The following is a 26,722-nucleotide window of genomic DNA, read 5'->3' on the forward strand; positions in this document are numbered from 1 at the left end:
CGCGCCCGCCGCCTGCGATCGAAGCGTCAGCGTAACTGCGCGGTTGCGTGGTTCAGTGCCGTTCGGCCTGGACGTTCCCGAAGCTTTCGCGGTACGGCTGCAGCGGCGGGATTTCTTCCAGCAGCTCAGTACTGAGCCGCTGGATTTCCGGCGTCGCGGTCAGCTTGATCGACTTGTAATCCGGGTCCGGGCCGGCGTCGTTGACCGCCTGCTGGCGCAGCATCTGCAGATGCCCGAACAGCAGTTGCAGCTTGGCGCGGGTCGGCTCCTTCTGCGGTAGCGCGATATCGTCGATCTTGAGCGTGCCGTCCGGAGTGATCTCCGCATTGGCGGCGGGCGGGCGACGGATCATCACCGATTGCGTGGTGATGGCGACGCGCGGCTTGCCGCGTTCGGCACGCCGGGACGACTGATCGCCGCAGGCGGCGAGTGTGCACAGCAACAGCGCCATGCAGAGCATCACGAACTTGTTCATGGGGTCGAAGGGTCGAGGGAAGCGCACTAGTGTAATCCCGCGCCGGTCGATCGGCCGGGCAGGGGGCTACCGGGAGCGCTGACAACATGTCGCAGGTCCTTCACCTGTGAGGTGGGGCCGCTTTCGCGCAGTCTCGACGATCGAACGGCAACTGCGCAGGTCAACCCATGCGCAGCCGCCAAAGCGCCGCGTTCAAAGGTGGCCAACGCACCTGGCGGGCGGTCGTCAGGCGGATGCGGGCGGTGCGCTCAGAACTGCGGCGTACAGCGTTGGTACCTGCCGCTTCCGGGTACAGACCGTGCCCGCCTGGCGGTGAGCACGGTCGTGTTGCCGGCCGCTGTTAGTTGCGGCAATTGTCGACATCGTGTTGCGTCAGGCTCGAGTACGGTGCGAACGCGGGCACCAGTTGTGCAGCGGCGTCCTGCGCGGTGCGTAGTTTGCCCAGCTGATCGCAGATCTGCATGGCCTTGTTCTTGAAGGTTTCCGCTTCGGCTTGGATCTTGTCGCCGATTTGATCCGGGTTGCCGCTGAGCACGCCCTTGAGCGCTTCGCCCGCCGCATGTGCGCCGAAAGCCGCACCCTGGGTGCCGATATCGACACCTTTGCTGGCCACGCCCTGGACCTGCGCGTAGTAGCTGCGCATGGCTTCACGCTGTGCCTGGTTCAAGGCCACCGGCTTGCCCCCGATGCTGAGCGCCCCATCCACGCCGATGGAGGCGGCGGGCAGGCCCTGGCGTTTGAGCGTCAGGCTCTTGCCGTTGAAGGTCACGCCGGCGCTGTCGTTCTCGCCCGACACCACCACCTTCGGCTCGGACTTGCCGCAGCCCACCAGCAACACGCTGGCCATTACCGCAGAAATAAGCAGTTTCATACGCTATCCCCCGAATGAAGAGTTACTTGTCCGCCGGTACGCGCGTAGCGCCGCCCACATCGCTGGCGCTGATGTCGCCGCTGCCCTTGCGCGCAAGGCTCACATCGCCACTGACCTTGCGCACCTCGATCGAGCCGGACTTGATCGCCTCGATCATGACGCTTCCCTGCACGTGCTCGATCTCCATCTCGCCCGACCCCACGGTGCCGACGGTGACGTTGCCTGCCACCTCGCGCAATGTGACCTCGCCGGAGCCGACCGTGCCGACGTCGGTTGCGCCACGGATCTGCCTGGCCTTCAGGTCGCCCGAGCCCACCGCCAGTACACGCAGCGCACCGATATCCTCCAGCTCGATGTCGCCGGAGCCCACCTTGGCGGTGACACGTCCCTTGCTGCGGCGGACGGTCATATCGCCCGAGCCGACATCGGCGCTGACCGATGCGGCACCGGTGATCTCGGCATCACCGGAACCCACATCGAACTGCACCAGCAGGGTGTTCGGCACGCTGCCGCGCAGGTCCAGGTACGAATAGTTTTCGCCGATGGACATGCGGATCAGGCGGTCTTCGGCCAGGGTCACCACCAGCTTGTCGCCGACCCGCTTCTGGGTCACGGTCAGCTGCTTGAGCAGCTCGGCCTTGGCCGCACAGGCACGACCATGCAGGCGTCCGCCGGTACCGGGCGCGGCGTCCAGGCGCAGGTCGTTGGAGGCGACTTCGAACACCACCGACTTCACTCCCCTCAGTTGCAAGTCCAGGCTGCGCGGCTCGGAGAACCTGCATTGCTCTTCGGCAGCCGCGGCGCCGGGCAATGCGAACAGAAGGGCCAGGGTCAGGGGCAGGCGCATGGAATGTCCTTCAGGCTTCGGAGCGCCGGCGGCGCAGGTAGATGGAGGCGACGATCAGGGCCACACCGATGGCGGCACCGATCCAGATATCGGCATTGCCGTAGACGCGTGCGCTGTCGGTGTGCTGCAGGGCCCACTGCACCAGGTCGCTGGGGTTCTGCATGGCGCTGCTGTCCAGGTTGCCGCTGACTGCACGCGGCGACCAGGTGCCTGGCAGCGCGCTGAGCAGGCCGCGATAGGCGACGATGTACCAGATCCAGCCGATCGGCAGCGACACGCCCGGCATCGCCGACAGGATGCTCAGCATCACGCAGGCCAGCAGCGGGAACAGCACCGCCCACAGGAACGGCTTGCTGTTGGCCCAGGCCGAGCAGAACATCAGCCAGCCAACGGTGGGCAACGACCACAGCAGGCTCATCGGCACGGTCTTGAGCAGCAACCAGAGCATCGTGAACGGATGCGAGTGGGTGGCCATCGCCCAGGGGCTGGGTGCACCGGCGATCAGGGCGCCGACGATGGCGATCAGCCACAGCGCCAGACCTACCACCAGGCCGATCGCGATGGCGATCAGCGGCGCCAGCAACAGCGCCCAGGCTGCCTTCGACAGTACCGTCTGTACATCCGACACCGGCAGCGATTTCCAGAACAGCACGCTGCGGTCGCGGCGATCGTCGTACAGGCTGCCCAGTGCGTAGAAGAACACCACGAAGGCCAGCACCACCGAGGCGATGCCGATCCCGCCCAGCAGCAGGCCGTCGCCAACCTGGCCCAGGGTGCGGGTGTACTCGGCCATGTCGTCCAGCTTGACGCTGTCGCCAACCATGTTGCGGCGCGCGGTGATCGCACCTATCACCGCGCCCAGCAGTGCGAAGAACACGGCGATGCCGCCGGTGATCACCTGCGCCCAGACGAAGCCGCCACGGTGTTCCCAGTATTCGCGTTTGAGCAGCCAGCCGAAGCTGCGGGCAGGCGATGCGTGCGTGGTCACAGTGTTCATGCGTAGGTCCCCTTCATGACGGCAACAAACAGGTCGGCCAGGCCGGGATTGCGGGTTTCGCCAAAGCCGGCGAGCTGTGCCTTGGGCACCCCATCGAACAGCATCACGGTCTTGCCGAACGGCAGGCTGCGCTCGTCGATCGGCTTGAGCGCACGCACGGTATCCAGGTGCTCGGCGCCGACCAGCACTTCGGTATAGCGCTCGGCCACGTCTTCCATATCGGCGGTCAACACGATGCGGCCATCGCGGATGAACAGCACATCGGTCAGGATGTGTTCGATTTCTTCGACCTGGTGGGTGGTGACGATGATGGTCTTCTGCTCGTCGAAGTAATCCTCCAGCAGGCGCTGGTAGAACTGCTTGCGGTACAGGATGTCCAGCCCCAGGGTGGGTTCGTCCAGCACCAGGATGCGTGCGTCGATGGCCATTACCAGCGCCAGATGCAGCTGCACGATCATGCCCTTGGACAGCTCGCGCACCCGCGACTTGCGATTGAGCTGGGTGTTGGCCAGGAAGCGCTCGCACTTGGCACGATCAAAGCGCGGGTGCACGCCGGCGACGAAGTCGATCGCTTCGCCTACCCGCAACCAGCGCGGCAGCACCGCCACGTCGGCAATGAAGCAGACCTCGTTCATCAGCGCGTTGCGCTCGGTGCGCGGGTCCATGCCCAGCACCTTCAAGTCGCCGTCGAAATCGGTCAACCCCAGCACGGCCTTGAGCGCGGTGGTCTTGCCGGCGCCGTTGGGGCCGATCAACCCGACGATGCGACCGGCGGCGATGGTGAAGCTGGTGTTGTCCAGCGCCAGGCGGTGTTTGTAGGCCTTGCGCAGGCCGCGTGCGTCGACGACATGGTCGGTGGAGACGGCGGTCATGGTGTTTTCCCCTGTGGCAACAGATCGTCGATGGACAGGCCCAGCCGCTGGATCCGCTCCAGCACCGCCGGCCATTCTTCATTCAAGAAACGCTCGCGTTCGCTTCCGCGCAGCTTCTGTGCCGCTTCCGGGGTCATGAACATGCCCAGGCCGCGACGCTTTTCCACCAGGTTCTCGTCGGCCAGTTCCTGATAGGCGCGCGAGACGGTGATGGGATTGAGTTGATAGTCCGCCGCCACCTGGCGCACCGACGGCAGGGCGTCGCCGGGCTTGAGGATTCCATCGAGCATCATGGCAATGACCCGTTCCTTGAGTTGGCGGTAGATGGGAGCGCCGTCGCTCCACTGGATGTCGTTCATGATCAGCTCCGTGGGCGCAGAACCTGCGCGAAGGAGAAATAGGGCATCGACAGCGAAGCGCGCAGGTGCCGGCCGGGCCGGGTGCGCGCTTCGGGGGGAGGTGTCGCGTTTTCCGTAACCGCCTCCGACACGCCATAATCGGCGCCGGACTCCGTCACCTGACTGGAAGCGGCTCCCAGCCAACCAAGAACACATAGGGTGGTGCCGAACAGCAACAGCGGAACTGGTCGCGTGACACGTGTGCTGTTCATGCTTTCCCCCTGCGTTGGATGACTGGTGTTGTATTCAACTATAACACCGACACGCAGACAGTCAACTCCCTGTCACACCCAACTGATGGCACCCCGCACGCACCGGGTCGCCCACCCAATCGAGGACCTGCCCATGTTGCTCAGACGTCTGTTGGTGATTGTATTTGCTGGCGTTTTGGCGAGTTCGGCGATGGCAGCCAGTGCGCCGCTGCTGGACCTGGACTACCGCCCGCTGGCCGGCAAGGCGCCGATCAACCTGAACCGTAGTTACGGCGGCAAGGTGCTGATGGTGGTCAACACCGCCAGCAAATGCGGCTATACCCCGCAGTACGAGGGCCTGGAAGCGCTCAACCAGCGCTTCGGCAGCCGCGGCTTTGCGGTGCTGGGCTTCCCGTCCAACGATTTCCAGGGGCAGGAACCGGGATCTGAGAAGCAGATCCAGGAATTCTGCACGCTGACCTATGGCGTCAAGTTCCCGATGTTTGAGAAGGTGCATGTGCTGGGCAAGGAGGCGACGCCGCTGTACCAGCGGCTGACCCAGGCCACGGGTGTGGCGCCGGTCTGGAACTTTCATAAGTATCTGATCGGTCGCAATGGACAGGTGGTGGCGCAGTTCCCCAGCAAGATCAAACCGGACGATCCGAGCGTGCTGGCGGCAATCGAACGCGAGCTCAATGCACCGTCGCGCTGAGCGCGGCTCTCGCAACGCCGCGTGCGCGTGCGACAATGCGTGTTCAGCGCCGTCGGTGGCGCGTCTTTTCACTTTCTGGAATTGCATCGAATGAAGATGGGAAAGCGCGGCGCGGCGACGTCGCTACTGATGGTGGCAATGGCGGCTTCGATGCCGGCGATGTCGCAGCAACCGGCCGCAGCGGCCACCAAGGAGAAGCCAGTTTTGAATGCATCGTCTGAGAAAAGCACGCGCGAGAACGTCAGCTACGCCATCGGTATGGACGTGGCGCGCTCGTTCGAGCCGATTGCCCAGGACATCGACCTGGGCGCGATGCAACGCGCCATCGAAAATGCGTTCAAGGGTGGCAAGCCGCTGCTGTCCGACGAGCAGACCCAGGCCACCGACACCGCCCTGCGCACCGCGCTGGCGGCCCGTAACGGCCAGCAGGTGCCGGGCATGGCGCCGGGCTCCGCGCCGGCCGCGCCGTCCAAGGAAAACGTCGGCCTGATGCTGGGCGACCGCGCGGTCGGTCCATCGCTGGCCGGCATCAAGGACGAGATCGACCTGTCGATCCTGATGGAAGCGGTACGCACCGTGTTCGCCAAGGGCACCACGCGTCTGACCCAGCAGGAGGCGGCCGCCACCATGCAGGCCTTCGCCACTGCCAAGCAGGGCGCTGCCGGCGCCAAGAACCGCGAAGAAGGCAATGCCTTTTTGGCCAAGAACAAGACCGAGAAGGGCGTGATCACCACCGCGTCCGGCCTGCAGTACATGGTGTTGCGCCAGGGCAGCGGCGAGCGCCCGATGCGCACCAACAAGGTCCGTGTGAACTACGAAGGAAAGCTGCTCAACGGGCAGGTGTTCGACAGTTCCTACCAGCGCGGCCAGCCGGCCGAGTTCGGCCTGGACCAGGTCATTCCGGGGTGGACCGAGGGCGTCGCCCTGATGCCGGTCGGCTCGAAGTATCGTTTCTGGATTCCATCCAACCTGGCCTATGGCCCGAATGGCACCCAAGGCGGGCCGATCGGACCGGACGCAACGTTGACATTCGATGTCGAACTGATGGGCATCCTTCCCTGATCTTCCGCAGGAGTCATTCCATCCATGCGCGTTGCGATCTTCGGCACCGGCTACGTGGGTCTTGTCACCGGTACCTGCCTGACGGAAGTCGGGCATCGGGTCGCCGGCGTGGACCTCGACCGGGCCAAGGTTGATCGGCGCAATGGTGGGGTGATTCGGACCCCGGGGTGACCGAGTGGAAGCGTTTGGCAGCCCGGATCGTGCCGGGGTCGAGCAGGCCTTGAAGGACCATGTCGTGTTCGACGGGCGCAACCTGGATGACCGGCAGCAGATTGAAGCTGCCGGTCTGGCGTATGACGCCATTGGACGAGGTCGTTCGTTGTATGCATGAGCAACTCCCGCTGCACGACCGCGCGCTGGAAGCGCGGTTGATCGAATTGGAAACGCGACTGTCCTTCCAGGAACAGGCGCTCAACGAACTGAGCGAGGCGCTTGCCGATGCCCGGCTCACCGGTGCGCGCAATGCCGAACTGATCCGCCACCTGCTCGAGGATCTGGGCAAGGTGCGCTCCACGTTGTTTGCCGATGCAGCGGATGAGCCGCCGCCTCCGCACTATTGATTGCAGATTGCCATCACCATGAGCGATACCTTACGTGACCAATTGCTTGGCCTGGGCTTCAAGTCCGCGCCCAAGCCCGAACGCAAGCCCGACGCACGGTCTGCCGCGCGTCCACACGGCAAGGGTGGCAAGCCCGCTCCCGGCGGCAACACGCCGGGTGGCCAGGGCCGCGGACCGCAGCGGCCACAGGCCGCCCCCCTTGATGGCGGCAACCTGCGCAAGCACGACGGACGGCCCGGTGGGCCGCGTCCGCCGCAGGCCGGCACCGACCGGCGCGGCCCCAGGCCCGCCCGCACGCGCGAAGACATCGACCTGGCCAAGGCCTATGCGATCCGTGCGCAGCGCGAAAAGGACGAGCGCATCGAGGCCGAGCGTCTCAAGCAGGAAGAAGCGCGCCTGCGCCGCGAAGCCAAGGCCAGGCTGGAGGAATTGCTCAAGGACAAGGGCCTGAATCACCCCGATGCCGATATCGCCCGGCATTTCCCGTATGGCGGCAAGATCAAGCGGATCTACGTCACTGCCGATCAGCTCAAGGCGCTCAATGCCGGCGAGCTCGGTGTGCTGCAACTCAACGGGCGCTACGTGCTGGTGACCGCCGAAGTGCTCGCCGAAGCCGAAGCGGTGTTCGCTCCCTCGGTCGCATTGAAGGTGGACCCCAATGCGCCTGCGGGCGACGACCCGTATGCCGACCCCAAGTACCAGGTACCCGACGATCTGGTCTGGTAACGCCTGGGAGCAGGTTGGGTTGTTCATGGGCACCTTGCGGGTGCCCATCTTGTTTGTGGCCAATCTACAACGCGATGTGTGCCCCACCGACGGCATTGCCGGGTAATTTGCAGTCGCCAGGCAGGCTGTCGATGATCGTTGCGCCATGGCAAGCGCCTGAGACCCCGAGTGACCTGGTGATGTCACCGGGCGGCGGCGCCGAGGTAATCACCACGCGTCCGTACAACGGCGGCATCACACGACGTCGTCTGCTTGCTCACGGCATGGCTGGTGCAGGCATTGCAGAGGCACGAATGGCCGCGGTCGACAATCCGGTCACGGCCGGGGCTGCACCATGCGGGCCGTTGCCGGTTGGCGCGGTCGGGCCTATGGTCGGCTGCGCTGCTGCTCACTTCCTACCGATGGTGCCGCCCATGTTCCAGTCTTCCGATGCCCTGCAACCTCGCGCCGATAGGGCGCGGTCGTCGATGTCCGCTGCCGTACCGGGCGGTGTGCGTGTGACGGCACAGCGCACTGTGGTGCTGGCCGGCGTCCTGCTGGCGCTATGCATGACCAGCGGGCAGGTGGCGGCACAGGCCGAGGATCCGCCGGCGTTCGATCGCCCCGGCATTCCGTTTGCTGCCGAGGTGCTGCAGCCCGGTGCATTTGCCTGGGAGCAGGGCTTGCCGGATGCGAGCACCGACCGCGCCGATGGCCAGCGCACTACGCTCTACACCGCCGACACCGTGCTGCGTCTGGGCCTGGCGCAGCATGTGGAGCTGCAGCTCGGCAGCGACAGTTACAACTGGCAGCACGGTGGTGGCACACGGGTCCGCGGCGGGGGCGACAGCCATGTCGGCCTGAAGGTGGCCCTGCCGTCGCGCTCGCAGAGCTTTCATTGGGCGGCGCTGGGCACCTATAGCGTGCCGACCGGCAGCCCGGCCTTCAGCGACGGCTACGCGCGCGAACTGGGGCTGACCGCATCCTGGGACCTTGCGCAGCAGCGTGCGCTGGCGCTGTACGTCAACTACGCGCGCGACGACGACGGGCATAGTTGGACCTTTGCGCCCAACTACACGTTCTTTTCCGGCGAACGCTTCAGCAGCTATGTGGAAGCGGGCGTGGAGACCGGCAGCGAGCACTCGCGTGTCGCCGGTGCCGGCGGCGCCTGGCAATTGCCGCACGCGATGCAGCTGGATGTGTCGGTGCTGCGCGGACTGACGTCGGAAAGCCCGGACTGGCAGGGCGGGATCGGGTTGTCGATCGCCTTCCAGTAACCGGCCTGCCTGGCTCGACGCAGAACGAAGCTGCCGAGCAGCAAGGCCGTGCCCAATCCTCGGAGAAGGTAGTCACGTTGCGCAATGACGCCGACTGACAGCGGTAGAGTCCAATGCTGCACTGCCGCATGCATTGGGTGCGGGGACAAGGCTTAATTGGATCGATCCAATTTCAGTCCATTGCATGCACGATTTCCATCCAGCGGGGGCGGGCGCTTGACGCGTTCCGGGCAGTCACCGGCCACGCCGGAGGCGGGCGAGACGCGCGCGGTGCGTCGTGGTGCCGTGACGCTGCGCGACATTGCCAGCGCAATCGGCGTGTCGCGCGCCACGGTGTCGCTGGTGCTGCGGGGCAGCCCGCTGGTGCATGCCACGACCCGCGCGCGGGTGGAAGCCGAGCTGGATCGGCAACACTACGTCTATAACCGCGCTGCGGCCAACCTGCGGCAGCGCACCTCGTCCAGCATCGCACTGGTCATCAACGATCTGTCCAACCCGTTCTTCGCCGAATTCGCCGCCGGTGTCGACGAGGCGCTGGGTGCGACCGGTTATGTGACCCTGCTGGGCAGCACCGGTGAGTCGACGCAGCGCCAGCACGCGGTGCTGGCCTCGCTGATGGAGCACACGCCGGCCGGCATCATCCTCTCGCCCGCCGAAGGCAGCCAGGCACAGGCGCTGGCGCAGGTATTGGGCCGTCAGCGCAACGTGGTGCTGTTCAACCGCGAAGTGGAAGGAGCCGGCTGGGATCTGCTGGCGCTGGACAACGAGCAGGGCGCCTTGCTCGCCTGCACCCATCTGATCGCGCAGGGGCACCGGCAGATCGTGTTCTTCGGCGGCCATGCCGATTCCAGCTCCTGCCGGCAGCGTCGTGCCGGCTACGCGCGGGCGATGTCCGCGGCCGGGCTGGCTGTGCAGTACGTCGAATCGGCACCCAATCGCCAGGATGCCGCCTCGTGTGGCGCACGCATGCTCGGCAGTGGCGCGCACAGCGCCACCGCGGCGGTCTGCTACAACGACAGCGTTGCACTGGGCCTGATGGCGGCCCTGGCGATGCGCGGCATCGTGCCGGGGCGCGACTTCGCGGTGACCGGCTTCGACGATATTGCCGAGGCCGCGCTGTTCACTCCTGCGCTGACAACGCTGGCGGCCGACCCGCGCGCGCGCGGCCGCCAAGCTGCGCAACTGGTGCTGCAACGCATCGGCAGCCCCGACCTGGCGGCGCAGCGGCTCACTGCCGCGGTGGCGCTGCAGATTCGCGCCAGCAGTGCCTGCGCACCGATACCTGCGGTTTCGTCCGCTCCGTTACACCGTTCTCCCGCCCATTCCCCCACCAAGGCCTCCGGCCGCTGACCAGGCAACTCCTATGGTTTCCCTTTCCACGCAATCCACTGTGCCAAGCGGCAACAAGGCGCCCGTCAACAACGGCGTCGCGTTGTCGGTGGTCACCACGATCTTCTTCATGTGGGGCTTTCTCACCTGCCTCAACGACATCCTGATTCCGCATTTGAAGTCGGTGTTCGAGCTCAACTTCGCGCAGGCGATGCTGGTGCAGTTCACCTTCTTCGGTGCGTATTTCCTGATGTCGCTGCCGGCCGGTTGGCTGGTGAACCGATTGGGCTACAAGCAGGGCATCGTGGCCGGGCTGGCAGTGGCGGCGGTTGGCGCGCTGGGCTTCTGGCCGGCGGCGGAGTTGCGCGTCTACGGCGCCTTCCTGGGCGCGCTGTTCGTGCTGGCCACCGGCATCACCATCCTGCAGGTGGCGGCCAATCCCTACGTTGCGTTGCTGGGTCCGGAGCGCAGTGCCTCCAGCCGGCTGACCCTGGCGCAGGCGCTCAATTCCCTAGGCACCGCGATCGCGCCGTTGCTGGGCGGCTGGTTGATCCTGTCCAACACGGTGATGAGCAGCGACGCGCTGAAGGCGCTGCCTGAACCCGAGCAGCTCGCCTACCGCGTGCAGGAAGCGCAGGCGGTGCAGGGCCCGTACATCGGCCTGGGCGTGGTGCTGTTCCTGCTGGCGATCTTCGTGTTCCTGTTCCGCCTGCCGGCATTGACCGACTCTGGCGCGCAGAAGGAAGAAAGCAGGCATTCGCTGCTGGATGCGCTGCGCCACCCGCATGTGCGCTTCGGTGTGCTGGCGATCTTCTTTTATGTGGGTGCGGAAGTGGCGATCGGCAGCCTGATGGTCAATTACTTCTCGTTGCCGGAGATCGGCGGATTCACCGAGCGTGAGGCGACCAAGTACGTGTCGGCCTACTGGACGCTGGCAATGATCGGCCGCTTCATCGGCTCGGCGCTGCTGGCCAAGCTCTCGCCGCGCGTGCTGCTGTCGGTGTTCGCAGCCATCAATGCACTGTTCCTGGGGCTGACCATGGCCAGCGGCGGCATGCTGGCGGTGTATGCGCTGGTGGCGATCGGGCTGTTCAATTCCATCATGTTCCCGACCATCTTCACTCTGGGCATCGAGCGCCTGGGCGCATTGACCGGCCGCGCCTCCAGCCTGCTGATCATGGCCATCGTGGGCGGCGCGATCGTGCCATACCTGCAGGGCCTGCTGGCCGATCGCATCGGCCTGCATGAGTCGTTCGTGCTGCCGCTGGTGTGCTACCTGTACATCGTGTTCTACGGCATCTGGGGCTCGCGCCTGCGTGGCGCCCTGGCGGAGGCACGCGCATGAGTGCGGTCAGGAATCAGGTGATCTGCTTCGGTGAAGCCTTGATCGACATGCTGGCCTTGCCGCAGGCCGCCGGCGACGATGCGCGTACCTTCGCGCAATACGCCGGCGGTGCGCCGGCCAACGTGGCGGTGGCAGTGGCCAAGCTCGGCGGTGCGGCGCATTTTGTCGGCATGCTGGGCCGCGACATGTTTGGCGACTTCCTGCTGCAGAGCCTGCAGCAGGCCGGCGTGGCCACCGACGGCATCGTGCGCACCGACCAGGCCAAGACCGCGCTGGCGTTCGTCGCACTCGATGCCGCTGGCGAGCGCAGTTTCAGCTTCTACCGGCCGCCGGCGGCGGACCTGCTGTTCCGTGCCGAACATTTCGCCGCCGACGGCTTCGCGCAGGCAGCGGTGCTGCACGTGTGCTCCAACAGCATGACCGAGCCGGAGATCGCGCAATGCACGCTCGATGGCATGCGCCGCGCGCGCGCTGCCGGCGCCATCGTCAGCCTGGATCTCAACCTGCGCCCGATGCTGTGGCCGCAGGACGTGAACCCGGCGCCGGTGCTGTGGGAGGCGCTGGCCCTGGCCGATGTGGTCAAGCTTTCGCGCGAAGAACTCGACTATCTGGCCGGCACCTTGAATGCCGACGCTGGCGCGGTGACGCAGAAGCTGTGGCAGGGGCAGGCGCGTTGGCTGCTGGTCACCGACGGCGGTGGCCCGGTGCATTGGCGCACGCGTACCGATACCGGCCAGGTGCCAACCTTCGATGTGCAGGTGCGCGACAGCACTGCGGCAGGCGATGCCTTCGTCGGCGGCCTGCTGTACCAGCTGGCAGCGCGTGCAATTGCGCTCGAGCAGCTGTGCGGCGACCCCACGACGATGGCCGAGGTGATCCGCTTCGCCGCCGCGGTCGGTGCGTTGGCGGTGACGCGCAAGGGCGCGTTTGCAGCGATGCCCGGCATCGATGACGTCCATACCCTGATCCAGGAACAAGCATGAGCCCGTTGCCCGCTTCCCCCGCGCCCGATTTCCGTTCGGCCGACGTCCTGCGCCAGCACATCGCCGACACCATGGCGTTCTACCACCCGCGCGCGATCGATCCAGCCGGTGGCTTCTTCCAGTATTTCAAGGATGACGGCAGCATCTACGATGCCGGCCACCGGCATCTGGTGAGCAGCACGCGCTTCGTCTTCAACTACGCAATGGCCTACCGCGAGTTCGGCAATGCCGAGTACCTGGAGGCAGTGCGCCACGGCCTGGATTACTTGCGCAACGTGCATCGCAACGCCGCCACCGGCGGTTATGCGTGGACCTTGCGCGATGGCGTCGTGGAAGACGACATGAACCACTGCTACGGCGTGGCCTTCGTGCTGCTGGCGTATTCGTGCGGGCTGAAGGCCGGTATCGCCGAGGCGCGTGCGTGGATGGACGAAACCTGGCAGCTGCTGGAGAAATACTTCTGGGAGCCGGAATTCGGCTTGTACCGCGATGAAGCCGATGCCCAGTTCACCTTCACCACGTACCGCGGCCAGAACGCCAACATGCACATGTGCGAGGCGATGATCGCCGCGTACGAAGCCAGTGGCGAGCAGCGCTACCTCGATCGTGCGCTGCAGCTGGCCGATCACATGACCCGGCGCCAGGCGGCCAAGGCCGATGGCCTGGTGTGGGAGCATTACGACCGGCAGTGGAACATCGATTGGGACTACAACCGCGACAATCCCAAGCATCTGTTCCGGCCTTGGGGCTTCCAGCCGGGCCACCAGACCGAATGGGCCAAGCTGCTGATGCTGCTGGATCGCTATGCGCCCACGGACTGGTTGTTGCCGACGGCGCAGCATCTGTTCGATGTGGCGGTAGAGCGCTCCTGGGATGCGCAGCGCGGCGGGCTGTATTACGGCTTCGCGCCGGATGGGCAGGTGTGCGACGACGACAAGTATTTCTGGGTGCAGGCCGAATCGCTGGCCGCCGCTGCCTTGCTCGCTCAACGCAGCGGCGATGCGCGCTATTGGCAGTGGTACGACAAGCTGTGGGACTACTCCTGGACACACATGATCGACCACCGTTACGGTGCGTGGTATCGCATCCTGGATGCGGACAACCGCAAGTACAGCGACGAGAAGAGCCCGGCCGGCAAGACCGACTACCACACCATGGGCGCGTGCTACGAAGTGTTGAACGTGTTGCGGCCGGCAGCGTGATACGGCTGTGACAGGGCGCGGCCGTCCCTATGCGGCCGCGCCCTGATGTGGGAGCGCAGCCGGGCGCGATGAGGCTTTATCGGTAAAGCCCTTTCGCGCCCGGGTGCGTGCCTACGTTGGTTTGCTGGTGCCTGCGATGATGGCGGGCCGCTGTTATTCCGGGTCGTAATCCAGGTTCGACGCCAGCCAGCGCTCGGCCAATGCCAGCGTAACGCCCTTGCGCCTGGCGTAGTCGGCGACCTGTTCCTTGCCCAGCCGCCCGACCACGAAATACTGGCTCTTTGGATGGCTGAAGTAGTAGCCGGACACCGCGGCGGTGGGCAGCATCGCAAAACTCTCGGTCAGCGACATTTCGGCATGGCGTTCGGCGTCGAGCAGATCGAATAGCGTGCGTTTCTCGCTGTGCTCGGGACAGGCCGGGTAGCCGGGCGCCGGGCGGATGCCGCGGTAACGCTCGGCGATCAGCGCCTCGTTGTCCAGGTTCTCATCGTCCACATAGCCCCAGAACTCGGTGCGCACGCGCTGATGCAGGCGCTCGGCCAGCGCCTCGGCCAGGCGGTCGGCCAATGCCTTGAGCAGGATGGAGTTGTAGTCGTCGTGCGCGGCTTCGAAGCGGGCGATATGCGGATCGATGCCGAGGCCGGCGGTGACCGCGAACGCACCGATCCAGTCCTGTTTGCCGCTGTCCTTGGGCGCGATGAAATCGGCCAGGCAAAAGTCCGGGCGGTCGATGGGTTTGTCGACTTGCTGGCGCAAGAAATGCAGCAAACGCCGGGATTCGGGATTGGGAATTGGAGATTGGCTAGGCTGCTGCGAATCCCCACTCTCGGTTGCCCAATCCCGGTGGTCCGTCAGGACCACTTCAACATCATCGCCTACCGCATTGGCCGGCCATAGCCCGAACACCGCCTTGGCCGTGAGCCATTTTTCATCGACGATCCGCTTGAGCATGCGTCGCGCATCGCGATACAGCTCGCTGGCCTGGGGGCCGACGATCTCGTCGCTGAGGATGGCCGGAAACTTGCCGGCCAGCTCCCAGGCCTGGAAGAACGGGGTCCAGTCGATCAGCTCCACCAGCTCGGCCAGCGGATAGTCGTCGAAGACGTGCAGGCCGGGTTGGCGCGGAGTGGGAGGCGTGTAGTTGCCCCAGTCGCCGTCGAACTTTTGCGCGCGCGCCTTTTCCAGCGACACCAGCCGCTTGGCGTCGCCACGGTTGCGATGACGTGCGCGGATCTCCGCATAGTCGGCATCGTTGGCGGCAACAAACGCCTGCCGCAGGTCGCGCGAGATCAGCGATTGCGCCACGCCTACCGCACGCGAGGCATCCTTTACCCACACGGTGGGCGCGGTGTAGTGCGGGTCGATCTTCAGTGCGGTGTGCGCGCGCGAGGTGGTGGCACCCCCGATCAGCAACGGAATCTCGAAGCCCTGGCGCTGCATTTCGCGCGCCACGTGCGACATCTCTTCCAGCGATGGCGTGATCAGGCCGGACAGCCCGATCAGATCCGCATGTTCTTCGCGCGCGCGGTCCAGGATCACCTGCGCGCTGACCATCACGCCCAGGTCGACCACATCGAAGTTATTGCAGGCCAGTACCACGCCGACGATGTTCTTGCCGATGTCGTGCACATCGCCCTTGACGGTGGCCATGATGATCTTGCCGTTGGACTTGCCGACATCGCCGGTGCGCAGTTTTTCCGCTTCGATGAAGGGCAGCAGATAGGCCACAGCCTTTTTCATCACGCGCGCGGACTTGACCACCTGCGGCAGGAACATCTTGCCGGCGCCGAACAGGTCGCCGACCACGTTCATGCCGTCCATCAGCGGGCCTTCGATCACATCCAGCGGGCGGGGGGAGTGCTGGCGCGCTTCCTCGGTATCGATGTCCACATAGGCGTCGATACCGTGCACCAGTGCATGCGCCAGACGCGCACGCACCGGCTTGTCGCGCCACGCCAGGTCTTCGGCTTTCGATGCGCCCTTGGTGCCCTTGTAGCGCTCGGCGATTTCCAGCAACCGTTCGGTGCCGTCGCGGCGCCGGTTGAGGATCACGTCCTCCACGCGCTCGCGCAGCTCCGGGTCTAGCTCGTCGTAGATCGGCATGCCGCCGGCATTGACGATGCCCATGTCCATGCCGGCCTCGATGGCATGGAACAGGAACACCGAGTGGATCGCCTGGCGCACGGTCTCGTTGCCGCGAAACGAGAACGACACATTGGAGACGCCGCCGGAAACATGGCAATGCGGCAACGTGCGCTTGATCTCGCGCGTGGCCTCGATGAAGTCCACCGCGTAGTTGTCGTGCTCCTCGATGCCGGTGGCCACGGCAAAGATGTTCGGATCGAAGATGATGTCTTCCGGCGGGAAGCCCACCTGTTCGGTCAGCACCTTATAGGCACGCGTGCAGATTTCCACCTTGCGCGCGCAGGTATCGGCCTGGCCCACCTCATCGAAGGCCATCACCACCGCGGCAGCACCGTAGCGCAACACCTTGCGCGCCTGTTCGATGAAGATCGCTTCGCCTTCCTTGAGCGAGATCGAATTGACCACGCTCTTGCCTTGCAGGCACTTCAGGCCTGCTTCGATCACCGTCCACTTGGACGAATCCACCATCACCGGGATGCGCGCGATGTCCGGCTCGGACATGATCAGGTTGAGAAAGCGCGTCATCGCCTTTTCGGAATCGATCAGGCCTTCGTCCATGTTGACGTCGAGGATCTGTGCGCCGTTGGCGACCTGCTGGCGCGCCACCTCCACCGCCTCTTCGTAGCGCTCCTCCTTGATCAGCTTGCGGAACTGCGCGCTGCCGGTGACGTTGGTGCGCTCGCCGACGTTGATGAACAGCAGGTCCGGGGTGATGACCAGCGGTTCCAGGCCGGACAGGCGGGTGTAGCGGGGAGTGCTCATGCAGGGCTCTGCTGGACGGTGACGGCGCGGTGGGTCTTGGCGGGGTGGTGCTTAGGGCAGGAAGATGTGGCGCGATGAAATGCGGCCCTCATCCGGCGCTGCGCGCCACCTTCTCCCGCGGGCGGGAGAAGGGCAATTCCCTGCGCACGGCGCGTATGTGTGGCAAGCCAAGTCATGCGCCGTCCTTCTCCCGCCTGCGAAGGATGCGCACGGCGCGTCCTAGTGGCAGCCCAAGCGCCGCGCAGTCCTTCTCCCGCCAGCGGGAGAAGGTGCCCGAAGGGCGGATGAGGGCGCACTTGCCGCATCACGCCGCCAACTCCTGCGCGCCAGGCAATTGCCGCGGCGGCAGATCGGCCACCGCGTCGGCGATGGCGCGGATATGGTCCGGCGAGGTGCCGCAGCACCCGCCGACCAGATTGAGCAGGCCGGCCTGGGCGAACTCGCGCAGCGTGGCCGCCATTTCTTCCGGGGTTTCGTCGTATTCGCCAAAGGCATTGGGCAGGCCGGCATTCGGATGCGCGCTGACGTAGCCGTCGGCGATCTGCGCCAGGGTCTCCACGTGCGGGCGCAGGTCCTTGGCGCCCAGCGCACAATTCAAACCCACCGACAGTGGCCGCCCGTGCGCCACGGAGGCGTAGAACGCTTCGGCGGTCTGCCCGGACAGGGTGCGCCCGGACGCATCGGTGATGGTGCCGGAGATCATCACCGGCAGCCGTCCGCCGCGCGTTTCGAAGACTTCTTCGATGGCGTACAGCGCGGCCTTGGCGTTGAGCGTGTCGAAGATGGTTTCCACCATCAAGGTGTCGGCGCCGCCGTCGATCAGGCCTTCGATCGCTTCGCGATAGGTCTGCCGCAGTGCGTCGAAGCTGGTATTGCGATACCCGGGATCGTTGACGTCGGGGCTGATCGAGGCCGTGCGGCTGGTCGGGCCGAGCACGCCGATCACGAAGCGCGGCTTGTGCGGGGTCAGCGCTTCGACCGCATCGCAGCAATCGCGCGCGACCTGGGCGCCGGCCTTGTTCAACTCGTAGACCAGGTGTTCCAGGTGATAGTCGGCCTGGCTTACCGAGGTCGCGTTGAAGGTATTGGTCTCCAGCAGATCGGCACCGGCATCCAGGTAGGCGCGGTGGATGCCGGCGATGATCTGCGGGCGCGTCAGCAGCAGCAGGTCGTTGTTGCCCTTCAGGTCATGCCCTTCCGGCGCGTGTGCGTGATCGCACCCCGGCCCATGCACGTGCGCGCTGTCGTAGCCGTCGGCAAAGCGCGTGCCGCGGTAATCCGCCTCCTGCAGGTCGTGGCGCTGGATCATGGTGCCCATCGCGCCATCGATGATGAGGATGCGCTCGGCCAGCGCGGCAGTCAGCCTGGCGGCACGCTCCGGATGCAGCCACGGCAATGCAAACGGGATTGGGGATTCGGAATTGGGGATACGCGCGTGCGTCATGGTTCGGTTCTCCGTGCAGCGGTGTCTGTGTTTTCCACCAATCCCGAATCCCGACTCCCCAATCCCGGCTTCACAGCAATCAACGAGATCACCTCGAAATGCGGCGGCCGCTTTTCGCGCGTCACCGTCTCCAGGCTGGACACCTCCAGCCCGGCCTTCTCGACAAATCTGCGCAATTCCTTGGCGGCAAAACCCAGGTTGACGTGGCCATAGGCATGCACGGCCGCGCGATGTTCGTGTTTGGCCAGGCTGCACAGCAGCAGCCGGCCGCCGGGGCGCAGCACGCGCGCCGATTCGGCCACGGCCTGCGCCGGCTTTGCGGCATAGGTGAGTGCATGCATCAACACCACCAGGTCGAAGCTGGCATCGGGGAACGGCAGTGCATGCATGTCGCCCTCGCGCACTTCCACGTTGCGCAGCTTGCGCAGACGCTCGCTGGCGGCGGCCACCACGCGCGCACTGGTGTCGATGCAGATGTAGCGGGTGGCGTGCGGGGCCACCAGTTCGGCCAGCACGCCATCGCCGGAGGCGATGTCCAGCACGTCGCCGGTTTCCAGCAGGGGCAGCGCGGTGCGCGCCAACGCTTCCCAGGTGCGCCCGGGGGAGTAGTGGCGCTCCATGTCGCCGGCCACCGAATCGGCCCAATTCTGGTCGGCGGCGCGGTTGGCGAGCACGGCGGCCACGCGCTCGGCATCCTGGCGTAGCAGCGGATCGTCGCTGCCGGTGCTCAGCGCCAGCCACAGCGCCCGTTGCGCCGGGTCCAGCGACACTTCGTCGAAGCGGTAGTACGCGGACACGCCGGCGCGGCGGTCGCGCACCAGCCCGGCTTCTTTGAGCTTGGCCAGGTGGGTGGACACCCGCGGCTGGGCCAGGCGGGTGATGGCCGACAGCTCGGCCACGGTGAGTTCTTCCTGTTCCAGCAGGGCCAGCAGGCGGACACGGGTGGCGTCGGCGAATACTTTCAGGCGGGCCGACCAGTCTTCCAGATCCATGAATATCTCTATATCGCGATATGGAGATATTTTCGGCCGGGCAGGGGATGGGGTCAACTACATACGCATGCGAATGGTTGTGGCTACAATGGGCGCACAGCCAATACCCGGGAGGGGTCGAACGTGGATTTCAGCTTTACCGAAGAACAACTGATGATCCAGGACGTGGCCCGCCGGATCGGCCAGGAAAAGATCGCCCCCAGCGCCGAGCAGTTCGATCGCAGCGGCGAATTTCCGCTGGAGAACATCCAGCTGCTGGGTGAGAACGGTCTGATGGGCATCGAGGTGCCGGCCGAGTACGGCGGTGCCGGTATGGACCCGATCAGCTATGCATTGGCGATGATCGAGATCGCCGCCGCCGACGGCGCGCATTCCACCATCATGTCGGTCAACAACTCGCTGTTCTGCACCGGCATCCTGAAGAACGGCACCGAAGCGCAGAAGCAGCGCTACGTGCGCGCGATTGCCGAAGGTACCCACATCGGCGCCTTCGCACTGACCGAGCCGCAGTCCGGCTCCGATGCCTCGGCAATGCGGTGCCGCGCGGTCAAGCAGGGCGATGGCAGCTTCGTCATCAACGGCAAGAAGAGCTGGATCACCTCCGGCCCGGTGGCCAGGTACATCGTGCTGTTCGCGGTGACCGAGCCGGACAAGGGCTCGCGCGGCATCACCGCGTTCATGGTCGATACCGAGCGCGCCGGCTTCCATCGCGGCAAGACCGAGCCCAAGCTGGGCATCCGTGCCTCGGCCACCTGCGAGATCGAGTTCGCCGACTATGTGGCACAGCCGGACGAGGTGTTGGGCACCGAGGGCGAGGGTTTCAAGACCGCAATGAGCGTGCTGGATGCCGGGCGCATCGGCATTGCCTCGCAGGCGGTGGGCATCGCGCGTGCCGCCTATGAGGCCACGCTGGCCTACGTGAAGGAGCGCAAGGCGTTCGGCGCGGCGATCGGCACCTTCCAGATGACCCAGGCCAAGATCGCCGACATGAAATGCAAGCTGGATGCGGCGCTGTTGTTGACGCTGCGCGCGGCCTGGCTCAAGGGCCAGGGGCAGAAGTTCGGCACCGAGGCGGCCGTGGCCAAGCTCACCGCGTCCGAAGCGGCGATGTGGATCACCCACCAGGCAGTGCAGATCCACGGCGGCATGGGCTATTCGAAGGAAATGCCGCTGGAGCGTTACTTCCGCGATGCCAAGATCACCGAGATCTACGAAGGCACCTCGGAGATTCAACGCCTGGTGATCGCGCGCGGCGAGACCGGCCTGCGCTGAGGTCGTGAGCGCTGCGGCGTCCCGCACACTGCGGTCACGCTGCAGCGCCCTCCGCGGTATCGAGATAGTCGAGAACAGCGACGCCAACGCTTGTCGCATGCAGCACGCGCGGACCACAATCGGCGCTTGTCCCGTGTCTGGTGCGCGCATGTCCCGGTCTTCGCACGCTGCTTGGTTTCGCGTTTCGCTGTCTGGCCTTGCGCGCACGCTGTGCTGCTGGGGCATGTTGCTGGTCTGCGCCGCGGCAAGCGCGCAGACCTCTCCGCCCTCGATCGTGCCCACCGACCGTCTGCAGGAGCCCTGGTGGGCGCAGCGGCATGCACAGGTACTGGAGCAGGTGAAGCAGCATGCCAACACGCCGTTGCTGCTGATCGGCGATTCGATCACCCAGAACTACGAGAAGGCCAAGGCGCCGGACGAAGACTTCCAATCCACCTGGCAGACCTTCTACGGCAGCCGTGGCGCGCTCAACCTGGGGTTCAGCGGCGATGGCACCGAGAACGTGCTGTGGCGGCTGGCCAATGGCGAAGTGGACGGCCTGGATCCGAAGGTCGCGTTGGTGCTGATCGGCACCAACAATACCGGTCATCTCGGTCAGACCGCGGCGCAGACCCAGCTCGGCATCGATGCGGTGGTCGCGGCGATCGAGCAGAAGCTGCCGCGCACGCACATCCTGCTGCTGAGCGTACTGCCCACCGATATTTCCGCAGAGAAGTCGCGCCGCGATGCGCAGGTCAATCAGGACCTGGCGGTGCGTTACGGCGACAACCCGCGCGTGACCTATCTGGACGTGAGCACGGTCTTCCAGCGGGCGGGCAAGCTGCGGACCGAGCTGTTCTACGACACCCGCTTCCGGCCTGCCGCCGGCGCCCTGCATCCGGATACCCGGGGGCAGCGCATGCTGGCCGAGGCAATCGAACCGACCCTGGCGCGGCTGCTTGGCGAGCCGCCGGTCAGGCCGGTGGCCGAGCTCGGCCGCGATGCGGCGACGTCGTTGATGCCGGTCGATTGGCTGGAGCAGGATTCTTACGACTGGTATGCGCGCCATCATGCCGCGCTGGCGGCGGCACGCACGCTCAGGCCGGAGGTGGTGATGATCGGCGACTCGATCACCCATTTCTGGGCCGGTCCACCGCAGGCCACCCGTGTCAGTGGTCCGGAGTCCTGGCAATGGCTGTACGGCAAGCGGCCGGTGCTGAACCTGGGCTTCGGCTGGGACCGCACCCAGAACGTGCTGTGGCGCATCCGCCAGGGCGAACTCGACGGCCTGGATCCGCAATGGGTGGTGTTGCATATCGGTACCAACAATCTCACCGGCACCGCGCAGTCGCGCGCCAGCACCCCGGCCGAGGCGGCCCAGGGCGTGGAGGCGGTGGTGGCCGAGGTGCGTCGCCGCTTGCCCAACAGCAGATTGATCCTGATGCAGATCATGCCGCGCGGTTTCCGCGCCGATAGTCCGCTGCGTGCGCCGATCGCCGAGACCAATCGCCTGCTGGTCGCCCGTTTCGCCAAGGACCCGTCGGTGCGTCTGCTGGATATCGGCCCGCAGATGCTGCAAGCCGACGGCTCCCTGCCCGAAGCCCTGATGCCCGACAGCACCCATCCCAGCGAAGCCGGCTACCGCATCTGGGCACAGGCACTGCGCGCGGCCGGCATCACGGCAACGCAATGACGCGGTGAGGGCAGGGGGCCTGATCATGTTGCGGGCCAGTGAGTAGGGATGACAGTGCCGCTGATGCTGACACTGTGCGGCCGGTCATCGATCACGACACCGCAAGACTCCCGACCCCAGAAACCAGAAGACCCCCGATCGCTCGGAGGCCTTTTTAAACTGGTGCCCAGAAGAGGACTCGAACCTCCACGAAGTTGCCCCCGCTAGCACCTGAAGCTAGTGCGTCTACCAATTCCGCCACCTGGGCAGGTGAGCCGCGAATTTTGCAGACTCCTGGCGGCCTTGTCAACGGGTTTCGAACATCCGTGACGGGCCGCCGGGGCCCGCTTGCTGCCCACGCCAGGACCGCAGGGGGTACCATTAGGGCAATGACAAAGAAAACCCCCCACGATTCCGCCCGGCCCAGCCGCCGTAAATCCGCCAGCCCGGGCGACTCTTCCACCGCCGAACAGCAGAAATTGCCGGGGTGGATGCCGGACTTCCTGGTCCGCGCCGCCGCCGGCGCATCGACCAAATCCGCCAACAAGCGCGCTGCCGCCAAGGCCGCCGGCACGGCGCCACAGCCGGCAGACGCGCTGCCCACCCCGTCGGCCCCGCGCGCGCCGCATCCGCGCAAGAGCGGCCCGCCGGCACCGCCGCCCGAGCGCTTTGCACAGGCCGCTGCGGTGCCTGCCGCCGGCTTCAAGGACCCGCATGCCGACCGCGAGGCGCTGCGCTATGCCGAGCCGATCGCCAGCCGTGAGGCCATCCTGCAGTTGCTGGACGCCTGCGACGGCCCGCAGACCGCCGAAGAAATCGCCGAACGGCTCGGCCTGAGCGATCGGATCGATGCGCTGGGCAAGCGCCTGGCCGCGATGGTGCGCGAAGCGCAGCTGGTACAGAACCGTCGCGGCGGCTACGCGCCGGTGCAGCAGACCAGCCTGATCGCCGGCGTGGTGATCGCCAACCCCGAGGGCTTCGGCTTCCTCAAGCCCGACGAGGGCGGCGATGACCTGTTCCTGCCGCCGTTCGAAATGCGCAAGGTGATGCACGGCGACCGTGCATTGGCCAACGTGACCGGTATCGACCGCCGCGGCCGCCGCGAGGGCGCCATCGCCCGCGTGCTGGAGCGTGGCATGTCGCGCATGCTCGGGCGCTTCTTCTACGAGCACGGCGTGGCCTACGTCGACCCGGACGACAAGCGCATCCAGCGCAACGTCCAGATCGCGCCGGACGGCATCGGCGAGGCCCGCGAAGGCCAGCTGGTGGTGTGCGAACTGATCGCACCGCCGGATGCGCGCCGCCCGGCCATCGGCAGGATCATTGCAGTGCTCGGCGACAAGCTGACCCCGTCGCTGGTGGTGGAAATGGCCATCCATGGCCATGAACTGCCGCACGAATTTCCGCAGGAAGTGCTGGACGAAGCCGCGGCCGTGCCGCTGGTGGTCGAGCCGCAGATGATCGGCGGGCGCGTGGACCTGCGGCAGATGCCGCTGGTCACCATCGACGGCGAAGACGCCAAGGATTTCGACGACGCGGTGTATTGCGAACCCAATGCCGACGGTTTCCGTCTGGTGGTGGCGATCGCCGACGTGTCCAACTACGTGCGTCCCGGCACGCCGCTGGACGAGGAAGCGCAAAAGCGCGCCACCTCGGTGTATTTCCCCGGGTTTGTGGTGCCGATGCTGCCGGAGACCTTGTCCAACGGCATCTGCTCGCTGATGCCCAAGGTCGACCGCATGTGTTTCGTCTGCGACATGCAGGTAGGCCGCGATGGCGAAGTGACCGGCTCGCGTTTCTACGAAGCGGTGATGAACTCGCACGCACGCCTGACCTACAACCAGGTCTGGAAGGCGGTGGGCGAAGACGATGCCGACACCAAGGCCTTCATCGGCCCGCTGATGCCGCAGGTGCAGCGCCTGCATCAGCTGTATCACCTGTTGTCGAAGGCGCGCACGCACCGCGGCGCGATCGAGTTCGAAACCTCCGAAGTGCGCTTCGTGCTCGACAACACCGGCGAAGTCACCCAGGCCGGAATGCTGGTGCGCAACGATGCGCACAAGCTGATCGAAGAATGCATGATCGCCGCCAACGTCGAGGCCGCGCGCTATCTGCTGGGCGTGCATGTGCCTGCGCCGTACCGCGTGCACGAGCGCCCGCCGGAGAGCAAGTACCAAGACCTGCTGGAGTTCCTCAAGGAATTCCAGCTCAGCCTGCCGGCGTGGAGCAAGGTGCGCCCGGGCGATTACACCAAGCTGCTGAAAAAGGTGCGTGCGCGCCCGGATGCGGCGTTGCTGGAATCGGTGTTGCTGCGCAGCCAGAGCCTGGCGGTGTACTCGCCCGACAACAACGGTCACTTCGGCCTGGCGCTGGAGGCGTATGCGCACTTCACCTCGCCGATCCGCCGGTATCCGGACCTGCTGGTGCACCGCGCGATCAAGCACGCGCTGACCGGTGCCAGCCCGGAAAAATTCATCTACACGCCGCGGCAGATGGCGGCACTGGCGCTGCAATGCTCCGAGCGCGGCCGGCGTGCCGATGAAGCCGAGCGCGAAGTCGACGAGCGTTATCGCGCCGCCTGGATGGAAAAGCATGTCGGTGGCCAGTTCGATGGCGTGATCAGCGGTGTGACCGGCTTCGGCCTGTTCGTGGAATTGAACGAATCCAAGGTCAACGGTCTGGTGCATGTCACCCAGTTGCCGCAGGACTATTACCAGTTCGACCCGATTCGCAAGACGCTGAGCGGAGAGCGCCGTGGCCGCGAGTTCCGTCTGGGCGACCCGGTGCGCGTGCTGGTGCTCAAGGCCAGCATGGAAGAGCGCAAGATCGATTTCCGCCTGGCCGAAGAGCGCGACCCCGGCGAGGCACCGTTGCCGCCGCGGGAAAAGCCCGCCAAGCGCAAGAAGAAGTCGCACTGATGTGAGCTTGACCCTTGCCGGTGGCCGCGTGCCGCCGGCAACCGGTTGGATCGGCAGGTGGAGTGTGGTGCCGCCAGGGATGCTCCATATCCGCAGCGGCGATTCCGGCAGACTGGCGTGCGGAGAGCGCAATGGACGCAACGAACGAATACAGCGGCGGGTGCCAGTGTGGCGCCGTGCGTTTCCATGTGCGCGGGGCACTGACCGACGCCTCGATCTGCCACTGCCGGATGTGCCAGAAAGCTTTCGGTGCGTATTACGCGCCCCTGGTGTCCGTGCGCGGCACCGAGTTTCGCTGGACCCGTGGCATGCCCAGGCGCTTTGCATCCTCGTCGGTGGTGCAGCGGGGTTTCTGCGCCGACTGCGGCACGCCGTTGACCTATGAAGCGCCCGATGGCGTGGCCATTGCCGCCGGGGCATTCCATACGCCGGAGCGGTTGCCCCCGCATATTCAGTACGGGCTGGAGCGCAAGCTCCCCTTTGTCGATCACTTGGCCCGGCTGCCCACGCGTCCACCGGAAAACGATGCCGCCGCGCAGGTCTTCTTCGCCAGCGTGGTGTCGCGGCAACATCCGGATCACGACACCGACCAATGGCCGGTATGAGGCCAGGTCCGGCGCTGGGGTGCGGCTGATTCGGGCATCTGAGCCGTCTGGTTCTAGGCGTCAGGGCGCTTGCCACCGTGGGTCGGCGCAGAGTCGGACACCCTCACGGCCGGTCCGACGGTCGATCCATTGGCACGACGATGGGTACGGCAGGCAGTCAGGCGTTCTAGCCAGGCGCGCGTCAGCGAGATCCGCACAAGGCCGCGTGAGTCCCGCTGTCATCACGGCACCGTTTCGCCGCTGCCATCCGGGTTTCCACTGCCCCGGCCGTGACGTAACCGGCCGCAGGCCCTACCATTCCCCCTTCATCTTCGTAGCACCGGCGCAATGAGCAAGCAGAACCAGTGGATCGTCGGCGTCAACGCCGTCGCCTCGTCCGTCGAGAACGACGCCGACAACGTGCGCGAGGTCCTGATCGAGGCCGGTAGCAAGAACCCGCGCCTGACCGAGATCGAGGAACAGGCGCGACGCAAGGGCATCGACGTGCGCCGGGTCACTACGCAGGCGCTGGACGGCGTGGGCGGGCAGGTGCGCCACCAGGGCGTGGCGGCACGCTATGCGGCCGCAAGGCTATGGGCCGAAAACGAGCTGGAAGGCCTGGTCGAGGCCGCCGAAGGGCGCGCGCTGGTGCTGGTGCTCGATGGCGTGCAGGACCCGCACAACCTGGGCGCCTGCCTGCGCAGTGCGGCGGCGGCGGGCGTCACCGCAGTGGTGATCCCCAAGGACAAGTCGGCCACGGTGAATGCCACCGTGCGCAAGACCTCGGCCGGTGCTGCCGACCGCATCCCGGTGGTGGCGGTGACCAACCTGGCGCGCTGCCTGCGCGATCTGCAGAAGCAGGGTGTATGGCTGTACGGCCTGGCTGGCGAAGCAGAGGCCTCGCTGTACAGCGTGGACCTGCGTGGAAACGTCGGACTGGTGCTCGGTGGCGAGGCCGATGGCCTGCGCCGGCTCACCCGCGCGCATTGCGACGGCCTGGTCAAGATTCCGATGCCGGGCGATATCGAAAGCCTCAATGTGTCGGTGGCCACCGGCGTGACCCTGTTCGAAGCCGTGCGCCAGCGCTTGGGCAAGTAACCTTCCAAGGGTCGCACCGCGCGTGAAGCG

24 protein-coding genes, 1 tRNA gene and 2 pseudogenes are annotated in these 26,722 nt (G+C 65.9%); 16 read left to right on the plus strand and 11 right to left on the minus strand.

Annotated elements, in window-relative coordinates:
- Window positions 1-52: 52 nt before the first annotated feature.
- From HG421_RS06080 to HG421_RS06110, 7 genes are all read right to left on the minus strand, one after another.
- Entirely contained in the window at window positions 53-475 is a 423-nt protein-coding gene (locus tag HG421_RS06080) for a hypothetical protein (protein WP_029220976.1), read from the minus strand.
- A 340-nt stretch (window positions 476-815) separates the two neighbouring features.
- Window positions 816-1,346, minus strand: a complete 531-nt coding sequence (locus tag HG421_RS06085; protein ID WP_169705650.1) for a DUF2884 family protein — start codon at window positions 1,344-1,346, stop codon at window positions 816-818.
- Window positions 1,347-1,368: 22 nt separating this feature from the next.
- On the minus strand, window positions 1,369-2,193 hold the full coding sequence (locus HG421_RS06090) for a DUF4097 family beta strand repeat-containing protein (protein WP_169705651.1): 825 nt from the start codon (window positions 2,191-2,193) through the stop codon (window positions 1,369-1,371).
- 10 nt (window positions 2,194-2,203) lie between these two features.
- On the minus strand, window positions 2,204-3,190 hold the full coding sequence (locus HG421_RS06095) for an ABC transporter permease (protein WP_169705652.1): 987 nt from the start codon (window positions 3,188-3,190) through the stop codon (window positions 2,204-2,206).
- The gene (locus HG421_RS06100; protein WP_169705653.1) at window positions 3,187-4,062 is read right to left on the minus strand and encodes an ABC transporter ATP-binding protein; all 876 of its coding nucleotides are present in this window, start codon (window positions 4,060-4,062) and stop codon (window positions 3,187-3,189) included. The genes HG421_RS06095 and HG421_RS06100 overlap by 4 nt, the downstream gene beginning before the upstream one ends.
- The gene (locus tag HG421_RS06105; protein ID WP_003483692.1) at window positions 4,059-4,421 is read right to left on the minus strand and encodes a GntR family transcriptional regulator; all 363 of its coding nucleotides are present in this window, start codon (window positions 4,419-4,421) and stop codon (window positions 4,059-4,061) included. The genes HG421_RS06100 and HG421_RS06105 overlap by 4 nt, the downstream gene beginning before the upstream one ends.
- A gap of 2 nt (window positions 4,422-4,423) precedes the next feature.
- Window positions 4,424-4,672: a hypothetical protein gene (locus tag HG421_RS06110; RefSeq protein ID WP_169705654.1), complete on the minus strand. Its 249-nt coding sequence runs from the start codon at window positions 4,670-4,672 to the stop codon at window positions 4,424-4,426.
- A 133-nt stretch (window positions 4,673-4,805) separates the two neighbouring features.
- Here HG421_RS06110 and HG421_RS06115 point away from each other — a divergent pair, with 133 nt between their 5' ends.
- From HG421_RS06115 to HG421_RS06165, 11 genes and pseudogenes are all read left to right on the plus strand, one after another.
- Window positions 4,806-5,363 (plus strand): glutathione peroxidase, encoded by a 558-nt coding sequence (locus HG421_RS06115; protein WP_169705655.1) that lies wholly within the window; start codon window positions 4,806-4,808, stop codon window positions 5,361-5,363.
- Between the two features lie 90 nt (window positions 5,364-5,453).
- Window positions 5,454-6,425 carry an FKBP-type peptidyl-prolyl cis-trans isomerase gene (locus HG421_RS06120; protein WP_169705656.1) on the plus strand — a complete coding sequence of 324 codons (972 nt, stop codon included), beginning with the start codon at window positions 5,454-5,456 and terminating at the stop codon, window positions 6,423-6,425.
- A gap of 24 nt (window positions 6,426-6,449) precedes the next feature.
- Window positions 6,450-6,581 (plus strand): annotated as a pseudogene (locus HG421_RS06125) (hypothetical protein); the annotation flags it as partial.
- Window positions 6,582-6,592: 11 nt separating this feature from the next.
- A pseudogene (locus HG421_RS06130) lies at window positions 6,593-6,756 on the plus strand (UDP-glucose 6-dehydrogenase); the annotation flags it as partial.
- The gene (locus HG421_RS06135) at window positions 6,749-6,985 is read left to right on the plus strand and encodes a SlyX family protein (protein ID WP_008576524.1); all 237 of its coding nucleotides are present in this window, start codon (window positions 6,749-6,751) and stop codon (window positions 6,983-6,985) included. The pseudogene HG421_RS06130 and the gene HG421_RS06135, both read left to right, overlap by 8 nt.
- Before the next feature lie 18 nt (window positions 6,986-7,003).
- Window positions 7,004-7,711, plus strand: a complete 708-nt coding sequence (locus tag HG421_RS06140) for a DUF2058 domain-containing protein (RefSeq protein ID WP_169705658.1) — start codon at window positions 7,004-7,006, stop codon at window positions 7,709-7,711.
- 467 nt (window positions 7,712-8,178) lie between these two features.
- Window positions 8,179-8,967: a transporter gene (locus HG421_RS06145; RefSeq protein WP_429001909.1), complete on the plus strand. Its 789-nt coding sequence runs from the start codon at window positions 8,179-8,181 to the stop codon at window positions 8,965-8,967.
- 216 nt (window positions 8,968-9,183) lie between these two features.
- Window positions 9,184-10,317, plus strand: coding sequence for a LacI family DNA-binding transcriptional regulator (locus tag HG421_RS06150; RefSeq protein ID WP_248279472.1), 1,134 nt, complete (start codon window positions 9,184-9,186; stop codon window positions 10,315-10,317).
- A 13-nt stretch (window positions 10,318-10,330) separates the two neighbouring features.
- Window positions 10,331-11,641, plus strand: coding sequence for an L-fucose:H+ symporter permease (gene fucP / locus HG421_RS06155; RefSeq protein WP_169705661.1), 1,311 nt, complete (start codon window positions 10,331-10,333; stop codon window positions 11,639-11,641).
- A complete protein-coding gene (locus HG421_RS06160; protein WP_169705662.1) occupies window positions 11,638-12,624 on the plus strand; it encodes a carbohydrate kinase family protein in 987 nt (328 codons plus the stop codon). The genes fucP and HG421_RS06160 overlap by 4 nt, the downstream gene beginning before the upstream one ends.
- Window positions 12,621-13,826, plus strand: a complete 1,206-nt coding sequence (locus tag HG421_RS06165; protein ID WP_169705663.1) for an AGE family epimerase/isomerase — start codon at window positions 12,621-12,623, stop codon at window positions 13,824-13,826. The genes HG421_RS06160 and HG421_RS06165 overlap by 4 nt, the downstream gene beginning before the upstream one ends.
- Before the next feature lie 153 nt (window positions 13,827-13,979).
- On the opposite strand, the gene metH is transcribed toward HG421_RS06165, so the two are convergent.
- The 3 genes from metH to HG421_RS06180 all read right to left on the minus strand — a co-directional run bounded on the left by metH (window position 13,980) and on the right by HG421_RS06180 (window position 19,169).
- Window positions 13,980-16,733, minus strand: a complete 2,754-nt coding sequence (metH, locus tag HG421_RS06170; RefSeq protein WP_169705664.1) for a methionine synthase — start codon at window positions 16,731-16,733, stop codon at window positions 13,980-13,982.
- 304 nt (window positions 16,734-17,037) lie between these two features.
- Entirely contained in the window at window positions 17,038-18,177 is a 1,140-nt protein-coding gene (locus tag HG421_RS06175) for a homocysteine S-methyltransferase family protein (protein ID WP_169705665.1), read from the minus strand.
- A complete protein-coding gene (locus HG421_RS06180; protein WP_169705666.1) occupies window positions 18,174-19,169 on the minus strand; it encodes an ArsR/SmtB family transcription factor in 996 nt (331 codons plus the stop codon). Before HG421_RS06180 ends, HG421_RS06175 begins: the two co-directional genes overlap by 4 nt.
- A gap of 153 nt (window positions 19,170-19,322) precedes the next feature.
- On the opposite strand from HG421_RS06180, the gene HG421_RS06185 reads away from it, so the two are divergent.
- Window positions 19,323-20,441, plus strand: coding sequence for an acyl-CoA dehydrogenase family protein (locus HG421_RS06185; protein WP_228331710.1), 1,119 nt, complete (start codon window positions 19,323-19,325; stop codon window positions 20,439-20,441).
- A 148-nt stretch (window positions 20,442-20,589) separates the two neighbouring features.
- Window positions 20,590-22,113 carry a platelet-activating factor acetylhydrolase IB subunit gene (locus tag HG421_RS06190; RefSeq protein ID WP_169705668.1) on the plus strand — a complete coding sequence of 508 codons (1,524 nt, stop codon included), beginning with the start codon at window positions 20,590-20,592 and terminating at the stop codon, window positions 22,111-22,113.
- Window positions 22,114-22,273: 160 nt separating this feature from the next.
- Here the strand turns inward: HG421_RS06190 and HG421_RS06195 are convergent.
- A tRNA-Leu gene (locus HG421_RS06195) sits at window positions 22,274-22,360 on the minus strand.
- Window positions 22,361-22,481: 121 nt separating this feature from the next.
- Here HG421_RS06195 and rnr point away from each other — a divergent pair.
- From rnr to rlmB, 3 genes are all read left to right on the plus strand, one after another.
- Window positions 22,482-25,010: a ribonuclease R gene (gene rnr / locus HG421_RS06200; protein WP_169705669.1), complete on the plus strand. Its 2,529-nt coding sequence runs from the start codon at window positions 22,482-22,484 to the stop codon at window positions 25,008-25,010.
- Window positions 25,011-25,141: 131 nt separating this feature from the next.
- On the plus strand, window positions 25,142-25,615 hold the full coding sequence (locus HG421_RS06205; RefSeq protein WP_169705670.1) for a GFA family protein: 474 nt from the start codon (window positions 25,142-25,144) through the stop codon (window positions 25,613-25,615).
- 327 nt (window positions 25,616-25,942) lie between these two features.
- Window positions 25,943-26,692 carry a 23S rRNA (guanosine(2251)-2'-O)-methyltransferase RlmB gene (rlmB, locus tag HG421_RS06210; protein WP_169705671.1) on the plus strand — a complete coding sequence of 250 codons (750 nt, stop codon included), beginning with the start codon at window positions 25,943-25,945 and terminating at the stop codon, window positions 26,690-26,692.
- Window positions 26,693-26,722 lie beyond the last annotated feature (30 nt).

Origin of the sequence: Xanthomonas campestris pv. badrii (assembly GCF_012848175.1) — a bacterium.
Taxonomy (GTDB): domain Bacteria; phylum Pseudomonadota; class Gammaproteobacteria; order Xanthomonadales; family Xanthomonadaceae; genus Xanthomonas; species Xanthomonas campestris_C.